Source organism: Streptomyces sp. NBC_01244, assembly GCF_035987325.1.
GTDB lineage: Bacteria > Actinomycetota > Actinomycetes > Streptomycetales > Streptomycetaceae > Streptomyces.
In genome coordinates, this window is record NZ_CP108488.1 from 49,682 (window position 1) to 63,828 (window position 14,147).

General features: G+C 68.7%; 13 protein-coding genes and 2 pseudogenes. 13 read left to right on the forward strand and 2 right to left on the reverse strand.

What is annotated here, in order from left to right:
* Positions 1-143: 143 nt before the first annotated feature.
* The 10 genes and pseudogenes from OG247_RS00245 (at position 144) to OG247_RS00295 (ending at position 10,219) form a co-directional block, all read left to right on the forward strand.
* On the forward strand, positions 144-419 hold the full coding sequence (locus OG247_RS00245; protein ID WP_327250221.1) for a hypothetical protein: 276 nt from the start codon (positions 144-146) through the stop codon (positions 417-419).
* On the forward strand, positions 416-805 hold the full coding sequence (locus OG247_RS00250; RefSeq protein ID WP_327250222.1) for a hypothetical protein: 390 nt from the start codon (positions 416-418) through the stop codon (positions 803-805). Before OG247_RS00245 ends, OG247_RS00250 begins: the two co-directional genes overlap by 4 nt.
* Positions 744-1,364 (forward strand): annotated as a pseudogene (locus tag OG247_RS00255) (alpha/beta fold hydrolase); the annotation flags it as partial. The gene OG247_RS00250 and the pseudogene OG247_RS00255, both read left to right, overlap by 62 nt.
* Before the next feature lie 548 nt (positions 1,365-1,912).
* Entirely contained in the window at positions 1,913-2,986 is a 1,074-nt protein-coding gene (locus tag OG247_RS00260) for a DNA polymerase III subunit beta family protein (protein WP_327250223.1), read from the forward strand.
* A 40-nt stretch (positions 2,987-3,026) separates the two neighbouring features.
* Positions 3,027-3,677 carry a hypothetical protein gene (locus OG247_RS00265; protein WP_327250224.1) on the forward strand — a complete coding sequence of 217 codons (651 nt, stop codon included), beginning with the start codon at positions 3,027-3,029 and terminating at the stop codon, positions 3,675-3,677.
* Between the two features lie 236 nt (positions 3,678-3,913).
* Positions 3,914-5,083, forward strand: coding sequence for an IS630 family transposase (locus OG247_RS00270; RefSeq protein WP_327250225.1), 1,170 nt, complete (start codon positions 3,914-3,916; stop codon positions 5,081-5,083).
* Between the two features lie 703 nt (positions 5,084-5,786).
* Positions 5,787-6,008 carry a hypothetical protein gene (locus OG247_RS00280; RefSeq protein WP_327250226.1) on the forward strand — a complete coding sequence of 74 codons (222 nt, stop codon included), beginning with the start codon at positions 5,787-5,789 and terminating at the stop codon, positions 6,006-6,008.
* 179 nt (positions 6,009-6,187) lie between these two features.
* On the forward strand, positions 6,188-6,577 hold the full coding sequence (locus OG247_RS00285; RefSeq protein WP_327250227.1) for a hypothetical protein: 390 nt from the start codon (positions 6,188-6,190) through the stop codon (positions 6,575-6,577).
* Between the two features lie 747 nt (positions 6,578-7,324).
* Complete coding sequence (locus OG247_RS00290; RefSeq protein WP_327250228.1) at positions 7,325-8,560, forward strand: S1 RNA-binding domain-containing protein; 1,236 nt, start codon at positions 7,325-7,327, stop codon at positions 8,558-8,560.
* Between the two features lie 348 nt (positions 8,561-8,908).
* Positions 8,909-10,219 (forward strand): alpha/beta hydrolase domain-containing protein, encoded by a 1,311-nt coding sequence (locus tag OG247_RS00295; RefSeq protein WP_327250229.1) that lies wholly within the window; start codon positions 8,909-8,911, stop codon positions 10,217-10,219.
* Between the two features lie 206 nt (positions 10,220-10,425).
* On the opposite strand, the pseudogene OG247_RS00300 reads toward OG247_RS00295, so the two are convergent.
* Positions 10,426-10,662 (reverse strand): annotated as a pseudogene (locus OG247_RS00300) (Tn3 family transposase); the annotation flags it as partial.
* 270 nt (positions 10,663-10,932) lie between these two features.
* On the opposite strand from OG247_RS00300, the gene OG247_RS00305 reads away from it, so the two are divergent.
* The 3 genes from OG247_RS00305 to OG247_RS00315 all read left to right on the forward strand — a co-directional run bounded on the left by OG247_RS00305 (position 10,933) and on the right by OG247_RS00315 (position 13,755).
* Positions 10,933-11,628, forward strand: a complete 696-nt coding sequence (locus OG247_RS00305; protein WP_442813564.1) for a recombinase family protein — start codon at positions 10,933-10,935, stop codon at positions 11,626-11,628.
* Positions 11,625-11,921: a hypothetical protein gene (locus OG247_RS00310; RefSeq protein WP_327250231.1), complete on the forward strand. Its 297-nt coding sequence runs from the start codon at positions 11,625-11,627 to the stop codon at positions 11,919-11,921. Before OG247_RS00305 ends, OG247_RS00310 begins: the two co-directional genes overlap by 4 nt.
* A gap of 1,318 nt (positions 11,922-13,239) precedes the next feature.
* Entirely contained in the window at positions 13,240-13,755 is a 516-nt protein-coding gene (locus tag OG247_RS00315; RefSeq protein WP_327250232.1) for a DinB family protein, read from the forward strand.
* Here OG247_RS00315 and OG247_RS00320 read toward each other — a convergent pair.
* Positions 13,752-14,132, reverse strand: a complete 381-nt coding sequence (locus OG247_RS00320; RefSeq protein ID WP_327250233.1) for a lycopene cyclase family protein — start codon at positions 14,130-14,132, stop codon at positions 13,752-13,754. The two genes, OG247_RS00315 and OG247_RS00320, sit on opposite strands and share 4 nt — an antisense overlap.
* Positions 14,133-14,147: the final 15 nt, after the last annotated feature.

Sequence of the window (14,147 nt, forward strand, 5' to 3'; positions counted from 1 at the left end):
CCCAGCCGCCGACGCCTACCGCCAACGTGTCACCGCCGCCAACCGCCAATTCGCCGGGCACGTCCTGACCAGCGACCGCCAAGCCCGGGACCTGGTCGGCAATCCCCTCCTTCAAATTCACCACAGATGCAGGGATGACCTGCGTGCTCGACCCCGCCCAGGCCGCCTGTCAACTCCGCGGCACCGAGGGCGACCCGCTGGTCACCCCCGACACCGACGACTGCCGGCCCAAGTGCCGCAACATCGCCCGCACCGACCGCGACATCCTCCAGATTCGGACCCGGCACGAGGAACTCACCGAGATCACCACGGACCCCCTGGCTCCCCGGATCCGTCACGCACGCGAGACGAACGAGAGGGACCGCTTGGCCGCCATCCTCGGCGACCACAACCACGGAAGGCCAGAAAACCGGGCATGACAGCCACCCAGCCCACCGGGAAAGACACTGTCCGGGCCGCGATCCAGGCCGCCATCGAGCGCCTGCTCGCTGGCCACCCGCTCCGGTCCAGCGGACGGCTCAGCGTCTCCCAACTCGCCATCGAGGCAGGCGTCAAGCGCTGGCACCTGACACACCAGCACCTCGACCTCAAAGAACTCTTCGAGGCCCGGGTCAAGGCCGCCGAAGCCACCCCGGCAGCTTTCGCCAAGGACCTCAGTGACTACGACAAGCTCAAGAAGAAGCACACAAAGCTGGTCAGACACTGCGCTGAACTGGAAGAGCGACTCCAGCTCTACGCCACCGCGACGCGTGGCCGAGCACGCCGACGACGCGTTGCGGATAATGGACCTGCTGTCGCCCGGTGAGCCCGCCCGGGTGTTCGGCTCCAGCTCGGGCGCGATCACCGCCGTGCACCTGCTCACCGCCCACCCCGAACGCGTCGAGCGCCTCGTGGCGCACGAACCGCCGCTGGTGGAAATCCTGCCGGACGCCCCCGAACATCGCGCGCTCATCGCGCACGTGCAGGAGACCCTCCGCACAGAGGGACTCATGCCGGCGATGGCTGTGTTCGCTGCAGGTCTGAAGAAGGACGGCGACGCCACCGAGACGAAGGTCGGGATCAGCCTTCCGGCGCAGGCGGCGGCCCGGGCCGAGCGGACGATGGCCAACCTGCCCTACTTCGTCGGGCGCATCGTGCCCAGCTTCATGTCCTACGCCCCTGACATCCACCGGCTGGAGGTACTGTCGGACCGATTCGTGCTCGCCTGTGGCCAAGACTCACGCGGCGAGCTGCCCTATCGTCCGGCCGCCTTCCTGGCCGAGCATCTTGGCACGGAACTCCGGCACTTCCCCGGCGGGCACACCGGCCTGACCACGCACCCCGCCGAGTTCGGCGAGCTCCTCCGGAAGGCATTCCGCGCCTAACCCCGAATCAGCGCCGGCGCCCACCGAAGGTGGTCACGGAACGTCACATCCTCAACTGGCCGTACGTGGGGAGATCCTCGTGGCCGCCGTCACACGGACCGGGCGATCAGCACGGCGGAACCTTCAGGCACGGCCCTGCGAAGTCCATGTCGACCTGTTGCATGCAACGGTCACAGCCCGATCGGCATGACCTGCAGAACTGTGCTTCCACTGAGAAGCACAACAACAGGCAAAACATGCGAGAGAACGTTGGGCTCCGGACCCCGTTTGGCCCCCGCCCTTGGCGGGCCGCCACGTCGCGGCCGTCTGGCGGCCGAACTCGCCGTCCCCGGCCTTGTTGGTGCCCCGCGATGAACGGGCGCCGGAGGCTGTCCTGCAGCCCCAGAGGCGGGTGCTCGGCGCGGGCGTCGGCACCTACGCCTAAGTGGTCGAGTTCGGAAGTCCTTCGGGGGTTGACGCTGAGGAAGCTCCCGTGCCTGGTGGTGGCGTGGAACGCGGCCGAAGGGCGAGTTGACCTTCAAGTTGGATGAAGGTCAACAATCGGGTCCATGGACGGCACCACGGAACTACTGAGCATCAGCGCCTTCGCGCGGCGAGTGGGTCTCGCTTCGAGCGCCTTGCGTTTCTACGACGACTGCCGCGTTCTGCGGCCGGCGTGGGTTGACGGGACGACCGGATACCGCTTCTACAGCCCTGCGCAGGAGGCCCGTGCCGCTCTCCTGCGCAGTCTGCGAGAGGCGGGACTGCCGCTGGCCGAGGTCACCGTGGTGCTCGACGGGCCCGAGCGTGAGGGCCGAGAAGTGCTGGAGCGGCACCTGGAGAGGATGCGGGACCAGACTCAGACCGCCAAGACCGCCATCGCGGTGGCTCTGCGTTCCCTCTCGACTGCCGAAAGTACGACGGAAGCGCGAATCGGCGGCGTGGAGTTGGCCAGTGCCGTACGCCAGGTGGTGCTAGCCGCGGCTTCCGGCGTGGAACACCCTGCGCTTGGTTGCGTCCTCATCGAGATCGATGACGGCGAGGTTCGTCTGGTGGCCACCGATCGCTATCGCCTGTCGATGCGCGTCCTGAGGCCGGCGGCACTCGACGGAGGGCCCTGCCGTCTGCTGGTGCAGGCGGCTGACGTGATCGAGTTCGGGCAATGGGCGGCGCGAGTCCACCAGGTCATCATCCAGGTCGGACCGGACGGGGCCCGAGCATGCAGTACGTCAGAGTCCCGTGTCCTGGTGACGACCGATGACCTGTTTCCTTCCTATCGCGAGATGCTCTCGGCTCTGGCTCCGCCCGAATACCGCGTGATCGTGGATCGCCTGGCCCTTCGCGACGCAGTCAACAGCCACGGAGACGCTGCACGCATCGCTCTGAGCTTCGCCAGCGACGAGATGACCGTCTCTCTTCCCGATCGCCGCAACGCCGCCATCCTGCCGGCGGTCTGCCATGAAGACCTGCTCCAGCGGATCGGTTTCGACCCTGCCGTCCTGGCTCCCGCTTTGGAGGCCAGTGTCGGGCCCGACGTTCTGTTGGAGATCTCCGCCGTAGACCGACCTGTCGTGGTGCGTTCCGCGGACCAGGGCAGTTTCACCACCCTGGTCATGCCGGTCGCCATCAACGCCTCCAGCTGACTCTGCCTCAACATCACACCTTCATCACCGCAGGAGAACCATGACCGACCCCCAGAACATCGTCGTGCAGCTGTGCGTACGGGGTATGCAGGCCGAGACCGAAGGACAAGATGTCCGAGCACGGGAGCTGTTCCTTCAAGCGTGGGAAGCGGCTGATGACGACTACGACGCCTGCATCGCCGCGCACTACCTCGCCCGGCACCAGCCCACCGCGCAGGAGACCCTGCACTGGAACCATGAGTGCCTGAACCGGGCCGACAAGGTCGGCGACGACCGTGTCCGTGGCTTCTACGCCTCACTTCACGGCAACATGGCCCGAGCCCACCGCGACCTGGGCCAGATCGAGCAGGCCCGCGAACACTTCGAGTCTGCGGCCAAGCACATCGACGACGTCCCAGCCGGCCCCCACCAGCAATGGCTCCGCTACCGCATCGCCGCAGGACTGCGTGCCACCGCCCCGGCCGCACCACAGCACGAAGACCCAGTCGGCGAACTCCTCACCAAGCTCTGCGCCCGCACGGACCTCGAAGCCCTGAGCCTGCTGCTGCCCCCGTACATGGGCAACCTCGGCGCACCCGAGGACGAGGAGAGCATCACCACCGCCCTACGCATGCTCCATGCCGAGCGTCGCCTTCCCGACGAAGAGCAGACCGCCCTCAGTCACGCGATCAAGGTCCGCTCCGCCGCGTGAGTGCCCCCGCTCCATGGTGATACGCGCGTAGGCAACCGGCCGTCTTCCGCGGTGCCGATGAACCCTCAACGATCACGACGGCCCTCCGACCTCACGGTCGGTGGGCCGTCAAACGTGCCAGTCACTACCCGCTCCTCCTACCTCCTTGAACGTCCAACGAAGTGGAAGGAAGAGCGGGAGACAGTCGAAATCGCTCACGCTTATCAGCCTGCCGCAGGATCCAGGGGGACAGGCAATTGTCCATACGCGCTGCCGTGGCAGTGGTGCTGACCGCCGCCGAGCGCCACCGAGTGAAGAAGATGGCTTACGGTCACAAGACTCCACACCAAGCCCGGCAGCGTGCCGCAGTCGTCCTCCTGGCGGCACGTGGCCGGGGTAATGCCAGGATCGCCGCCGAGACCCACCTGCACGTGGACACGGTCCGGACCTCGCGCGGCCGGTTCGCCCACGGCGGGCTGCCGGCCCTGGCCGACCGCAAGCGTTCCGGGCGCCCCGCCCGTTTCACCCCTGTGCAGGTCGCCGAGGCCAAGGCACTGGCCTGCCAGTTACCCGCCGAGACCGGCGTACCGCTGTCGCGCTGGTCCTGCCCTGAGCTGGCCGCGGAGCTGACCGCGCGCGGGATCACCAACACCGTGTCCGCGTCCACGGTGCGCCGCTGGCTGCGCGAGAACGCGCTCAAGCCCTGGCAGCACCGGTCCTGGATCTTCATCCGTGACCCGGACTTCCGTGCCAAGGCCCAGCGTGTCCTGGCCCTGTACGCCCGCACGTTCGACGGTGTCCCGCTGGGCGAGGACGAGTACGTCGTCTCCAGCGACGAGAAGACCTCCGTCCAGGCCCGCTGCCGCTGCCATCCGACCCTGGCCCCAGGCCGGGCCCGGGCGATGCGCGTCAACCACGAGTACGGGCGCGGCGGCGCGCTGGCCTACCTGGCCGCATACGACGTCCACCGCGCGAAAGTCTTCGGCCGCTGCGAGCCGAAGACCGGAATCGTCCCCTTCATGAACCTGGTCACCCAGGTCATGACTACCGAGCCCTACGCGAGCGCCAGACGCGTCTTCTGGATCGTCGACAACGGCTCCTCCCACCGGGGGAAGAAAGCCATCGATCGCCTGACCACGGAGTTTCCGAACGCGGTCATGGTCCACACCCCCATACACGCCTCCTGGACAAACCAGATCGAGATCTTCTTCTCGATCGTCCAGCGCAAGGTCGTCCAACCCAACGACTTCACGGACCTGACCCAGGTCCGGGACCGACTCCGAGCGTTCGAAGACCGCTACAACGCCACGGCACAGCCGTTCCAGTGGAGGTTCACCACCTCCGACCTGGACGATCTGCTGGCCAGGCTCGACCGACACACACCCGCCGACCGACAAGAAGAATCCTCCGTCGCCCTCGCAGCGTGATCAACCCCCGAAGGACTTCCGGAGCCGACCACTAAGGCGGACCGGGACGGCACTTCTCCTCTACCGCGTCCGGCGGCCCAACCGGCCGGTCCCACCAGGTCCCCGTGGGCTGCACGTCAGCCCACGCCGACCCCATCATGCCCGGCCGTACCCCGGCCGCGAACCTCACCAGAAACCTCCCCACCGCAGGTCACGGGCCCGCACTGGTCCTGACGACCTCCTCGGGCTCCTCTGGGACACCCGGGGCCCGGTACCTCCCCACGAAGCTCCCCAGCGCAGGTCAGCTGGTCATTCATCCAGTCGGCGGGTCTTGGTGCCCTTCTTGTGATGGTCGGGTCTGGTGTACGCCTCGCCGGTTGCGAGGACCCGTCCCACATCGTGACGGGTTGCCGAACGGCTGTTTCTTGAACCGAGTGGGCGGCCGGGGCCAGGTCGGGAGGGTTTGGGCGCACGCGCTGGCGTCGGGGTCTGAGCGTGGAGGTTTCTGAACCCGGTTCAGGCGGGGGTCGTGGTCACCCGCGCAGTGTGCCGCCCGGCCTCGGCGGTCCGGGCCGGTTCACCGGCGGTAGCAGTGGCTTAGCCGCTCTGTGCTGGTGAGCTGAAACAACCAGCCTGGCCCTGCCGGCCAGCCAGGGCCAGAGCACTATCACCGCTGAGAGCGGCCTGGCCCTACCCGAGGGCCGGACCTGGGAGACTAGGGATCATGAACGACCGTCGACCGCTCTCGCTGCCCACCTTCTCCGATCCCGCTTCCGACGTACCCGTACCCGTACCCGCCCAGGCGGGTGGGCGCCGGCTGATGCCGGTCGAGCAGGGCGCCGAGTTCCGCCAGCCGCCCGGCGAGCCCGAGCCCGCACCCGCCCCGGCCCGACGTCCGCTCGCCCCCGGCGGACTCACCTTCTCAGACCCGGACCGCCATATCTGAGCGCTACCACCACGGGTTGCGCCACGTCCAGGACCAGCTCACCACCACCCCGCCGCCCGGTGTGCCAGCGCCTCCACCTGGACAGTCGTCGTAGCCGGCCCGGCTCCCGCCTCGGATACCGTGTTCCTCTACGGGGTGCCATAACGGATGTGACGCCCCCCACCGGAGGTAGTCACCGTATGAGTTCGAAGCGCAGCAAGAATCCAGCCCTGCCCGTACTTGACGACGCATTTCGACTCGCGTCGGTCAAGGACACCGAAGAGTCCACCCGTGACTTGGCCGCGCGGCTGGCCACCACCGAGCTGCGCCGCGTTTCCCACCCGGGCCGGGTCACCTGGGAGCCCACCGATCAGGCCGAGCCCGTACCGGTCCCGCCGACTGTGGTCGACGGTGACGGGGACCTGTGGCTGCGGGACCGGGGCACTGGCACCTGGACCATGCCCGAGTTCAACCCGAAGGAGTTCCCGGCCCGCTGTGGCGAGGTTCTGACGTGGAACCAGCTTGCCCGCGAGTTCGGCCCGCTGACCGCACTGGCCGACGACCGCCGCATCGGCGGCGGCCGGCGCTGACCGCGCAGCCTTCCGGGATGACCGCGCCCCTGAAGCGCCTGTTACGGGTAGCTGGGAGCCCCAGCTCACCGCCGAGCGCGACGATGGCGGCGAGCAGGTGAGCGTGGTGGTGGCGTGCGACGGCCTCGAGCAGCGTGGTGCGGGCCTGGCGCCACCCGATGTCCTCGGTGCGGCCGGCGTCGGTGGACCAGCCGGGTAGCGGTCGGCCTTCAGTCGCCGTGGTGAGCGCGCGGCCCAGCTCGCCGATCGACTGCCGCCAGTCGGCCAACTGCCCGAGCAGGCCGCGCACCAGCTCGTCGACGTCGGCCGCCAGGCCGCCGCCGAAGGCCCGCGCTTCGGCGGCGGCCTCGGCGAGGACGTCTTCGTCCAGGTCCTCGAGGGCCTCACGCCACCCAACGGCCGCAGCGTCGAAAGCGGCCAGGGCGGCGTGCAGCTCGGCGTCGAGAGCCGCGGGCGAACACGGCAACGGGTGCTGATGAGGATTCGTGAAAATGGCTGTGCCCGCGCTTCCGTGATGACTACGGTTGGATGAGGATTCGGGCTCTCAGCACGCGGAAACGAGGCTCGGCCGTACATCTGCCGCTTGATCGTCTTGATGCGGTTGACGTGGCCTTCTACGACACTGGAGCTGTACTGCAAGGTCAGGCTGGCTGTCACGGTGTCGATGTCGAACTTCATGAACCGGGCGAATCCGCGGATCGGCTGAGGTGCGTCACGCTCCACTTCGCTGATCCCGTCCTGCAACAGATGGCTGGTGCGGTCGCGTACCAGGTCGGTGAACCGCTGGCCATGCTCCGCGACAACGGCGCCTGGTGCCGCCTGGAAGTGGAAGGCAGGTTCACCATCCACGTCGGATGGGACCAGTACGTCTACATCGGCAGCAGCGAGCCCTGCGAGGAAGCACTGGCCCGCACCCGCGCACTCGGCTCGTTCCCGGAACGTCTGGACACCTCCCCCTACGACGCTGACTACGACGAGCCGGGCGAGCAGCGTCCCGCCGACGACGTCTTCTGGGACCGGCTGCGCTGGTGCGTGGCCATGGGCCAGGCAGCGATCCTGGAGGAGATCTACGCCGATAACGCCACTCGCTGGCACCGGCTCAACGACGGCACCCTCGACGAGGTCCGCGCTCGATTGACCCCCCGCGCTCAGCTGGCCGTCTGGTCAGGCCTGTCCACCGACGTGGCCGCGGTCCTCGAGGGTCTCCCCGAAGAGGGCCTGATCGAGCTCGTCTGGGAGGACGCAGACGGTCAGATTACGAGCACCACCGCCGACGAGACCCAGTTCGTGGAGCTCGCAGCGAAGATCACCGGTGCCCGCGCCGCAGCTGCTCTGTCCCTGTACACCGACGAACGCCAGCCCCTGTTCACCGCCGTCCTACCCGACAGCGACGGCGTCCTGCGAGCCCGCTGGAAGACCGAGCCAACCCCGAGCGACCGCCACTGGGCCATCCTCAAGACTCTGTACCGAGGCCAGGTCATCACCGGGACGGTGACCGAGATCGCCAGCTTCGGTGTCACATTCGTGGACATCGGCGGCTTCACCGCGATGATCAACATTCCCCAACTGTCCTGGCGGCACATTAACCACCCCTCCGACATGGTCACAGTCGGCCAGGAGATCACGGCGGAGATCCTCGAAGTCGACATGGTCCGGGAGCGTGTGCCGCTATCGCTGAAAGCACTGCAGCCGGATCCGATGCTGGATCTCGAGCGGCAGGTCGGCCAGATCGTCACCGGCCCCGTCACGAAACTCGTACCGTTCGGCGCCTTCGTCCGCATCGAGGACTTCGAGGACGGTTTCGAGGGACTGGTCCACAACACCGAACTGGCCCACGAGCACGTGGAAAGGCCCGAAGACGTCGTCCAGGTCGGCGAAGCACTCACCGTCAAGATCCTCGCAGTCGACCCCACTCGGCGCCGGATCGCACTGTCGCACAAGCAGGCGCTCGCCGTCGCCCCGGAGAGGCACCGTCACGCCTGACGAGGAAGTCGACTCGATACGGCCCCACAGCGGGCGTGCAGAGGAGTGCAGACATCAGCGCAGTGGCTGTACTCGCAGGTTCCTGCTTCGGGACCGCCTCGTCCTGGTTCGGGAAGCCCGGCTTCGGGGACGAGGAGGCTGTTGGGCCATGCGGTGCAACCGCTCGCTCCTTCGGGCGTGGCCGGAGGGCCGTCGGAGGCGAAAGGTGGTCGGCTGGGCCCGGCGCCGCACACCGACGACCTGCACCAGGCGGACCACTCCGTGGCGCCTGGCCGCGCTCCTGGTGCGGAAGGAGCACTGATGTTTCGGCATCTTGCCGACTCGCGGCCAGGGAGAAGGCGGGCCCGCATGGTCCTGCGCGCCTTGTTCCCGGCCTTCCTGGGTCTGGCCCTCATGGCACCGTCCGCCCAGGCGACCCCCCGGCAGCCGTCGCCGTCCCCGGTCTCCACCGGCGCCACGGACGGGCGGCTCGGCTCGCCCGCCGTCACGCCACTCGGTACCTTCGGCGGGATCCCCTACGTCCGGTACGACGGCGTGTTCGAAGGGCAGACGTCCACGGGGCGGTTCCGCGTCCCGTACCGGATCAGCGCCCCGAAGGACCCGCACCGCACCAACGGCACGGTGCTGGTGGAGCCCGCGCACTTCGCCATCGGTCTCGGCACGCTCAACGCGTACCTGCGTCCCGAGCTGCTCTTCACCCGCGGCTTCGTGCACGCCGGGATCGGCTGGAGCACCTTCGCCAACCGCATCCTTGACCCGTCGGTGCCCGGCACCTTCATCGAGGGCGGCTTCGACGAGGAAGGGGACCGGGTCGACGACGAGATCATCACCGAGTTCGGCCGGGCCCTGTCCGGCACGCCGAAGACGGTGGGCAAGCTGTCCCGGCGCTACGTGGCGGGCTTCTCCGACAGCTCGTACCCCGTGCTGCGACTGATCGCGTCCGGCGAAGCCTCGGGCGTCTTCGACCTCGCCATGCCGTTCACCACGGACACCCTCGACCCGCAGGCGGACATCGCCGCCGGCCGCTACAAGGGCAAGGTCGTCGTCGTGAACTCGGAGGCGGAGGAGGCCCCCACCCTCACCGACCGGGGCGTCGCACCCAAGCAGTACCGCTCCTACGTCGTCGCGGGATCCCCGCACATCCCCGACCTGCTCGGCGCCAACTCGCCGGACGGTCCGCCGGTGGCCGGCAGCACGCCGGCGACCTTCGTCCCCGCGCTGCGCGCGCACTTCCTCCAGGGGCACGACTGGGTGCTGCGCAAGGGCTCGGCGCCTCCCCTCAGCACCCGGCTGCGTACCCTGGACGGCGGCGCCGTCGCCCGCGACGCGCGCGGCAACGCAATCACCGAGGACGGCACCGGCCGGGCGGTCCCCCGCCTGCCGTTCGTCGAACTCGGCGAGGCCCGGTTCACCACCGGTTTCATCGGCTCCTACGACGACGTGCGAACCGTGCAGCAGCTCGGGTTCGCCGACCACCGGGCATACGGCAAGGCCTTCGACGCCAAGGTGCGCACATATCTGAAGGCGCGGTACATCCTCCCCGAGGACGCGCGCGAGATGCAGCGGCGCGCGGAGCTGTGCCCGCCGCTGACGTACACGGAGACGTACCGCGACCACTACAACGCCTTCGTATCCCTCACACCCTGCCCCTCGGGCTGAACGACCGGGCAGGCCGAGCCGTCCGGCGGCCGGTACTGCAATTGCGGTTGGGACGAGGTCACAGCCCCATGGGCTGCGACCTCGTTGCCGCCTTCGGAGCTGGGAAGCGCGGGAACTTACACCTGGGGAAGAGCGCCATCGTCCACAGCAGTCCCTGCCCACCACTCTGGTGCCGGTCTCAGGACCCAAATACGTATGAGCCCAGCTCAGTCGTGCCCGTCTTCGTCATCGTCGAATTCGACCACGTCCGGGTCGCGTAGCGGCCGCAGGCCGCCGCCGTCCGGGGTGGAGGCGGTGAAGCTGTAGCGGCCCAGGACGTTGAGGTCCTTGTGCTTGAGCGGAGACAGCCGCGCGATGTCCTCGTCCCCGATCGCGTGTTCCTCGGCGCGGAGCTGGGAAACGACAGCGTCGATGTACCGGGTCGTCCAGACCGCACGCGCGTCCGAAGCGCATGATGTCGAGGTCCATCCCTGCCCGCGCTGTAGCGCAGCGCCAGGCTCACCCTGCCGTTCGCGCTCCGGACCCGTCGCCGGGGGACTTATCACACCGGCCGCTTCACGAAGGTGCCCCGGCTCGCGAAACTCCTGCGGGTGCCGACCCCGGCCGACCGGGGTCCGGGGCAGCCTTGGCGGCCCGGCACGCTGGTGCCCGCGCCGATCGACCCGGACACCCCGAGCGCGGACATCCGCATCGGGTAGCCCCGCTGTTCGACCCTGGCCCAGGAACTCCAGACCCAGCTCGACGCGCTCGACTCGAAGGGCATTCCCCAGGACAAGATCTTCGCCGAGAAGATCAGTACCCGGGTGCGGGTCCGTCCGAAGTCCGAGGCCGCGCTCGCCGCCGCCCGGGAGATCAAGGCCCACGCTCCGCACTGTCGGGTGATCTTCACCGTCTACGAGATGAAGCGGCTCGGGCGCGACGCCGCGGAGCTGACCGCGCTCGCCGACCACCTCGCCGCGCACGGCCTGGTCCTGGAGATGCTCGCCGGGCCGCTGGCCGGGATCTACGACCCCACCGGGCACGGCCGCCTGCTGTTCGCGTTCCTCGCCGCGATGGCGGCGACCGAGCGGGAGAACATCCGCGAGTCGACGCTGGAAGGACTCGACACCGCGGTCCGCAAGGGCAAGCACGGCGGGCGGCCGCCGGTCATCACCGACGACCTGCTGCACACCGTGCTCCGCCAGCGCGCGGGCGGTGAGACGGTCGAGCAGATCCAGCCCGACCTGTTCATCCCCACCGGCAGGCGCAAGGGCCACAACCCGAGCCTGTCCAGCGTCTACCGGTCCCTGGCCGAGCACGCGAAGAAGGCGGCGTACCCGGAAGCCGTCACAGCGGCGCACGTCGACTTCGTCGCCCTCCGGACCGCCGGACGCATCCCCGGGCAGGCAGAGGGGATCATGACTTCATGATCTACGGCCCTCACCGCGCAAAGGGCGCCCCCCAGGTCGGTGTCCTTCCCGGACAGGAAGGACACTTCGGACGCAGGCACGACCCGGCCGGCGACGCCGCCGCCCACCACAACGGGCCGGAAGTGCCTGCACCGAGGACGCAGAGTCTGCTGTGCCCGTACTGCGCGGCGGGGCCGTCCGACGGCCAGGCACGCACCATCGCCGCGGCCGGGGAGACCCTGACGGTGACATGGCACCTGCTGTCCTGCCCGCACCACGTGGCCGACCGCGTCCTGGCAGGAGAAGAGGACTGAGCCCCGGGAGGACCGGTACGGCCGGCCAGGCCGCAGGTCGATCGGGTATCGAGCCTCGCGGCCGCGGCAGACCCCCGCCACCGCGTCTGGGGTCCCCGTCGTGCTGCGCGGGCACGGGGTGAGACCGGAACTCCTGGGCCTGGCCCATGGTGGGGCATCGCCGATCTCCTCGCTCGCCACGCCCGCCGACACTGTCCTGCCGGCCGAGCCCGCGACGAGGTTCGTTCGGCCCGGTGTGTGAGTGCGCGTCCTCGAGCGGCGTCGCCCGCGTGTTGCGACGGGCAGCTCGCTGCGCCTACGCCATGTGGACATAGCCGGGGGCGGACCGCGGGCACGGCGGGCTCCCCTGGGGGTTCCCGCCGGTCTGCCGGTCGCGGTGGTTCGCCGGCTACCCGCTTTGAGTTGGGTGGTGCCGGGACCGTACCCGGCCACTCGGAGATCCGGGTACGGGTTGTGCAGTGGCCCACCCTGTCAGCGAACCGGGGTGGGCCACTGCACGGGAAATGACATGGCGGCACATCCGTGCGAAACCGTTGCCCTTCAGCGGGGACTGCCCTGAATACCAGTCAGGGATGAGTGCCCACATCAGCCCTGGGCTCGGGTCAGGGCGTCTCGAGCGTGCACTGGCAGAAGGCGATGGCCTCCGGGTCGGACGGGGGGTTGCGCAGTGGAGCAAGGGGTTCTGCGTGATCGCGGTCTGGACGAGTGAGGAGGGCAGAGAGATGGCGACGTCGGCGCTGGCGGTGGTGGCGGTGGCCAGTCCCAGGCCCCGGCCATGCCGAGGGCACAGCCGGCGAGCACGATCCGGCGGGCGATTGAGCGGCTTGAGAAGAAGGGAGATCGGTTCATCGTCGTGCTTTTCATGGAACTGACCGGTCACACAGAGAAGTACCGCCGGCGTTCGGCTCTCTGCGCACAGCCGGCTGCGGATCGCAGCTGACTGACAGCGCCGATCCCTCTGGTGCGCGCACTAAAGGGCGCGGCATACCTCCGCGGCGGCCACCTCCATCCAGCCTTAGGACGGGGCGCCGCAGACTTCACAGCTCAGCACTCCGAAACGACTGCACGCCGCTGTGAACTGCGGAAATACCTCCGGTGGCAGCCGGGCGCAGTGGATGTCCCGCAAGCTCTACTGAGGTTTGATGCGTGATGTCGCTGGGTCGACGTCTTGAACTGCGAAGACGAGGGTTCGCCGCGCGGCATCATGCGAAGATCACCAGTAACACCCCGATGTCCCCAACCGTGACCAAGATCGTAAATCGCGGAAGAGCCCGTCATCCAGGTGCCCCTCCCGACCGCCCTGGTAGCGTGCGCCGGCATGTCATCGGAACTGGAACGCCCCCCGCTCCAAGCGGACGAACGCACCGCGCTCATCGGCTGGCTGGACCTGCAGCGGCAGATCCTGCGCTGGAAATGCAAGGGGCTGAGCGACGAGGACGCGCGCCGCCCGGTCATCCCGACCTCACCGGCCATGACGATGGCCGGTCTCATCTCCCACATGCGCTGGACCGAGCACATATGGCTGGAAGTGCTGTTCCTCGGCGGCGACAAGAAACAGAACCCCGCATTCGACGAGTCAAGCAAGAACGCCGACTGGCACACCGACGGCCGCCCCCTCGCAGAGCTCCTCGCGGAGTACGAGGCCCAGTGCGCCCGCAGCAACGAGATCGTTGCCGCGGCCGACCTTGACGACACCGGCCGCCACCCCGACTTCCGCGACGGCAGTGCCAACCTCCGCTGGATACTGATCCACCTCGTCGAGGAGACGGGGCGACACGCGGGGCACGCGGACATCGTCCGGGAGCTACTCGACGGCACGAAGGGCTACTACTAACGCAGCTCCGCGAAGCGGGCCCTTCCCTCAGGAGCCAGGCCAACACGCCTCACGACCAATGCGGGAGAGCCCGTTACTGGTGATCTTCGCATGATGCCGCGCGGCGAACCCTCGTCTTCGCAGTTCAAGACGTCGACCCAGGGGGCGTAGCCGTCCTTGTCGTTGCGCAGGGCCGCGTACGGGGAGGGCACGTTCTTCGAGGCGGAGAGCTGGTAGGCGTCGACGAAGCCGGCGCGGTGGGCGTCGTCGATGCCGTTGTCTCCTGCGTCGATGAGCAGGACGCGGGCCTGCGGCTTGGATTGCTTGATCCGGCAGGCGCACAGGGCTCCTGCCACGCCGGCGCCGACGATGACGACGTCGTAGGAGGTGGTGTCCATACGGGTGTGTCCTCG

Coding starts and splice junctions, on each gene's coding strand:
- OG247_RS00310 (WP_327250231.1), top strand. CDS start 11,625: ATGATCTACGGCCCTCACCGCGCAAAGGGCGCCCCCCAGGTCGGTGTC.
- OG247_RS00280 (WP_327250226.1), top strand. CDS start 5,787: ATGAACGACCGTCGACCGCTCTCGCTGCCCACCTTCTCCGATCCCGCT.
- OG247_RS00250 (WP_327250222.1), top strand. CDS start 416: ATGACAGCCACCCAGCCCACCGGGAAAGACACTGTCCGGGCCGCGATC.
- OG247_RS00320 (WP_327250233.1), bottom strand. CDS start 14,132: ATGGACACCACCTCCTACGACGTCGTCATCGTCGGCGCCGGCGTGGCA.
- OG247_RS00285 (WP_327250227.1), top strand. CDS start 6,188: ATGAGTTCGAAGCGCAGCAAGAATCCAGCCCTGCCCGTACTTGACGAC.
- OG247_RS00260 (WP_327250223.1), top strand. CDS start 1,913: ATGGACGGCACCACGGAACTACTGAGCATCAGCGCCTTCGCGCGGCGA.
- OG247_RS00265 (WP_327250224.1), top strand. CDS start 3,027: ATGACCGACCCCCAGAACATCGTCGTGCAGCTGTGCGTACGGGGTATG.
- OG247_RS00315 (WP_327250232.1), top strand. CDS start 13,240: ATGTCATCGGAACTGGAACGCCCCCCGCTCCAAGCGGACGAACGCACC.
- OG247_RS00295 (WP_327250229.1), top strand. CDS start 8,909: ATGGTCCTGCGCGCCTTGTTCCCGGCCTTCCTGGGTCTGGCCCTCATG.
- OG247_RS00290 (WP_327250228.1), top strand. CDS start 7,325: ATGGCTGGTGCGGTCGCGTACCAGGTCGGTGAACCGCTGGCCATGCTC.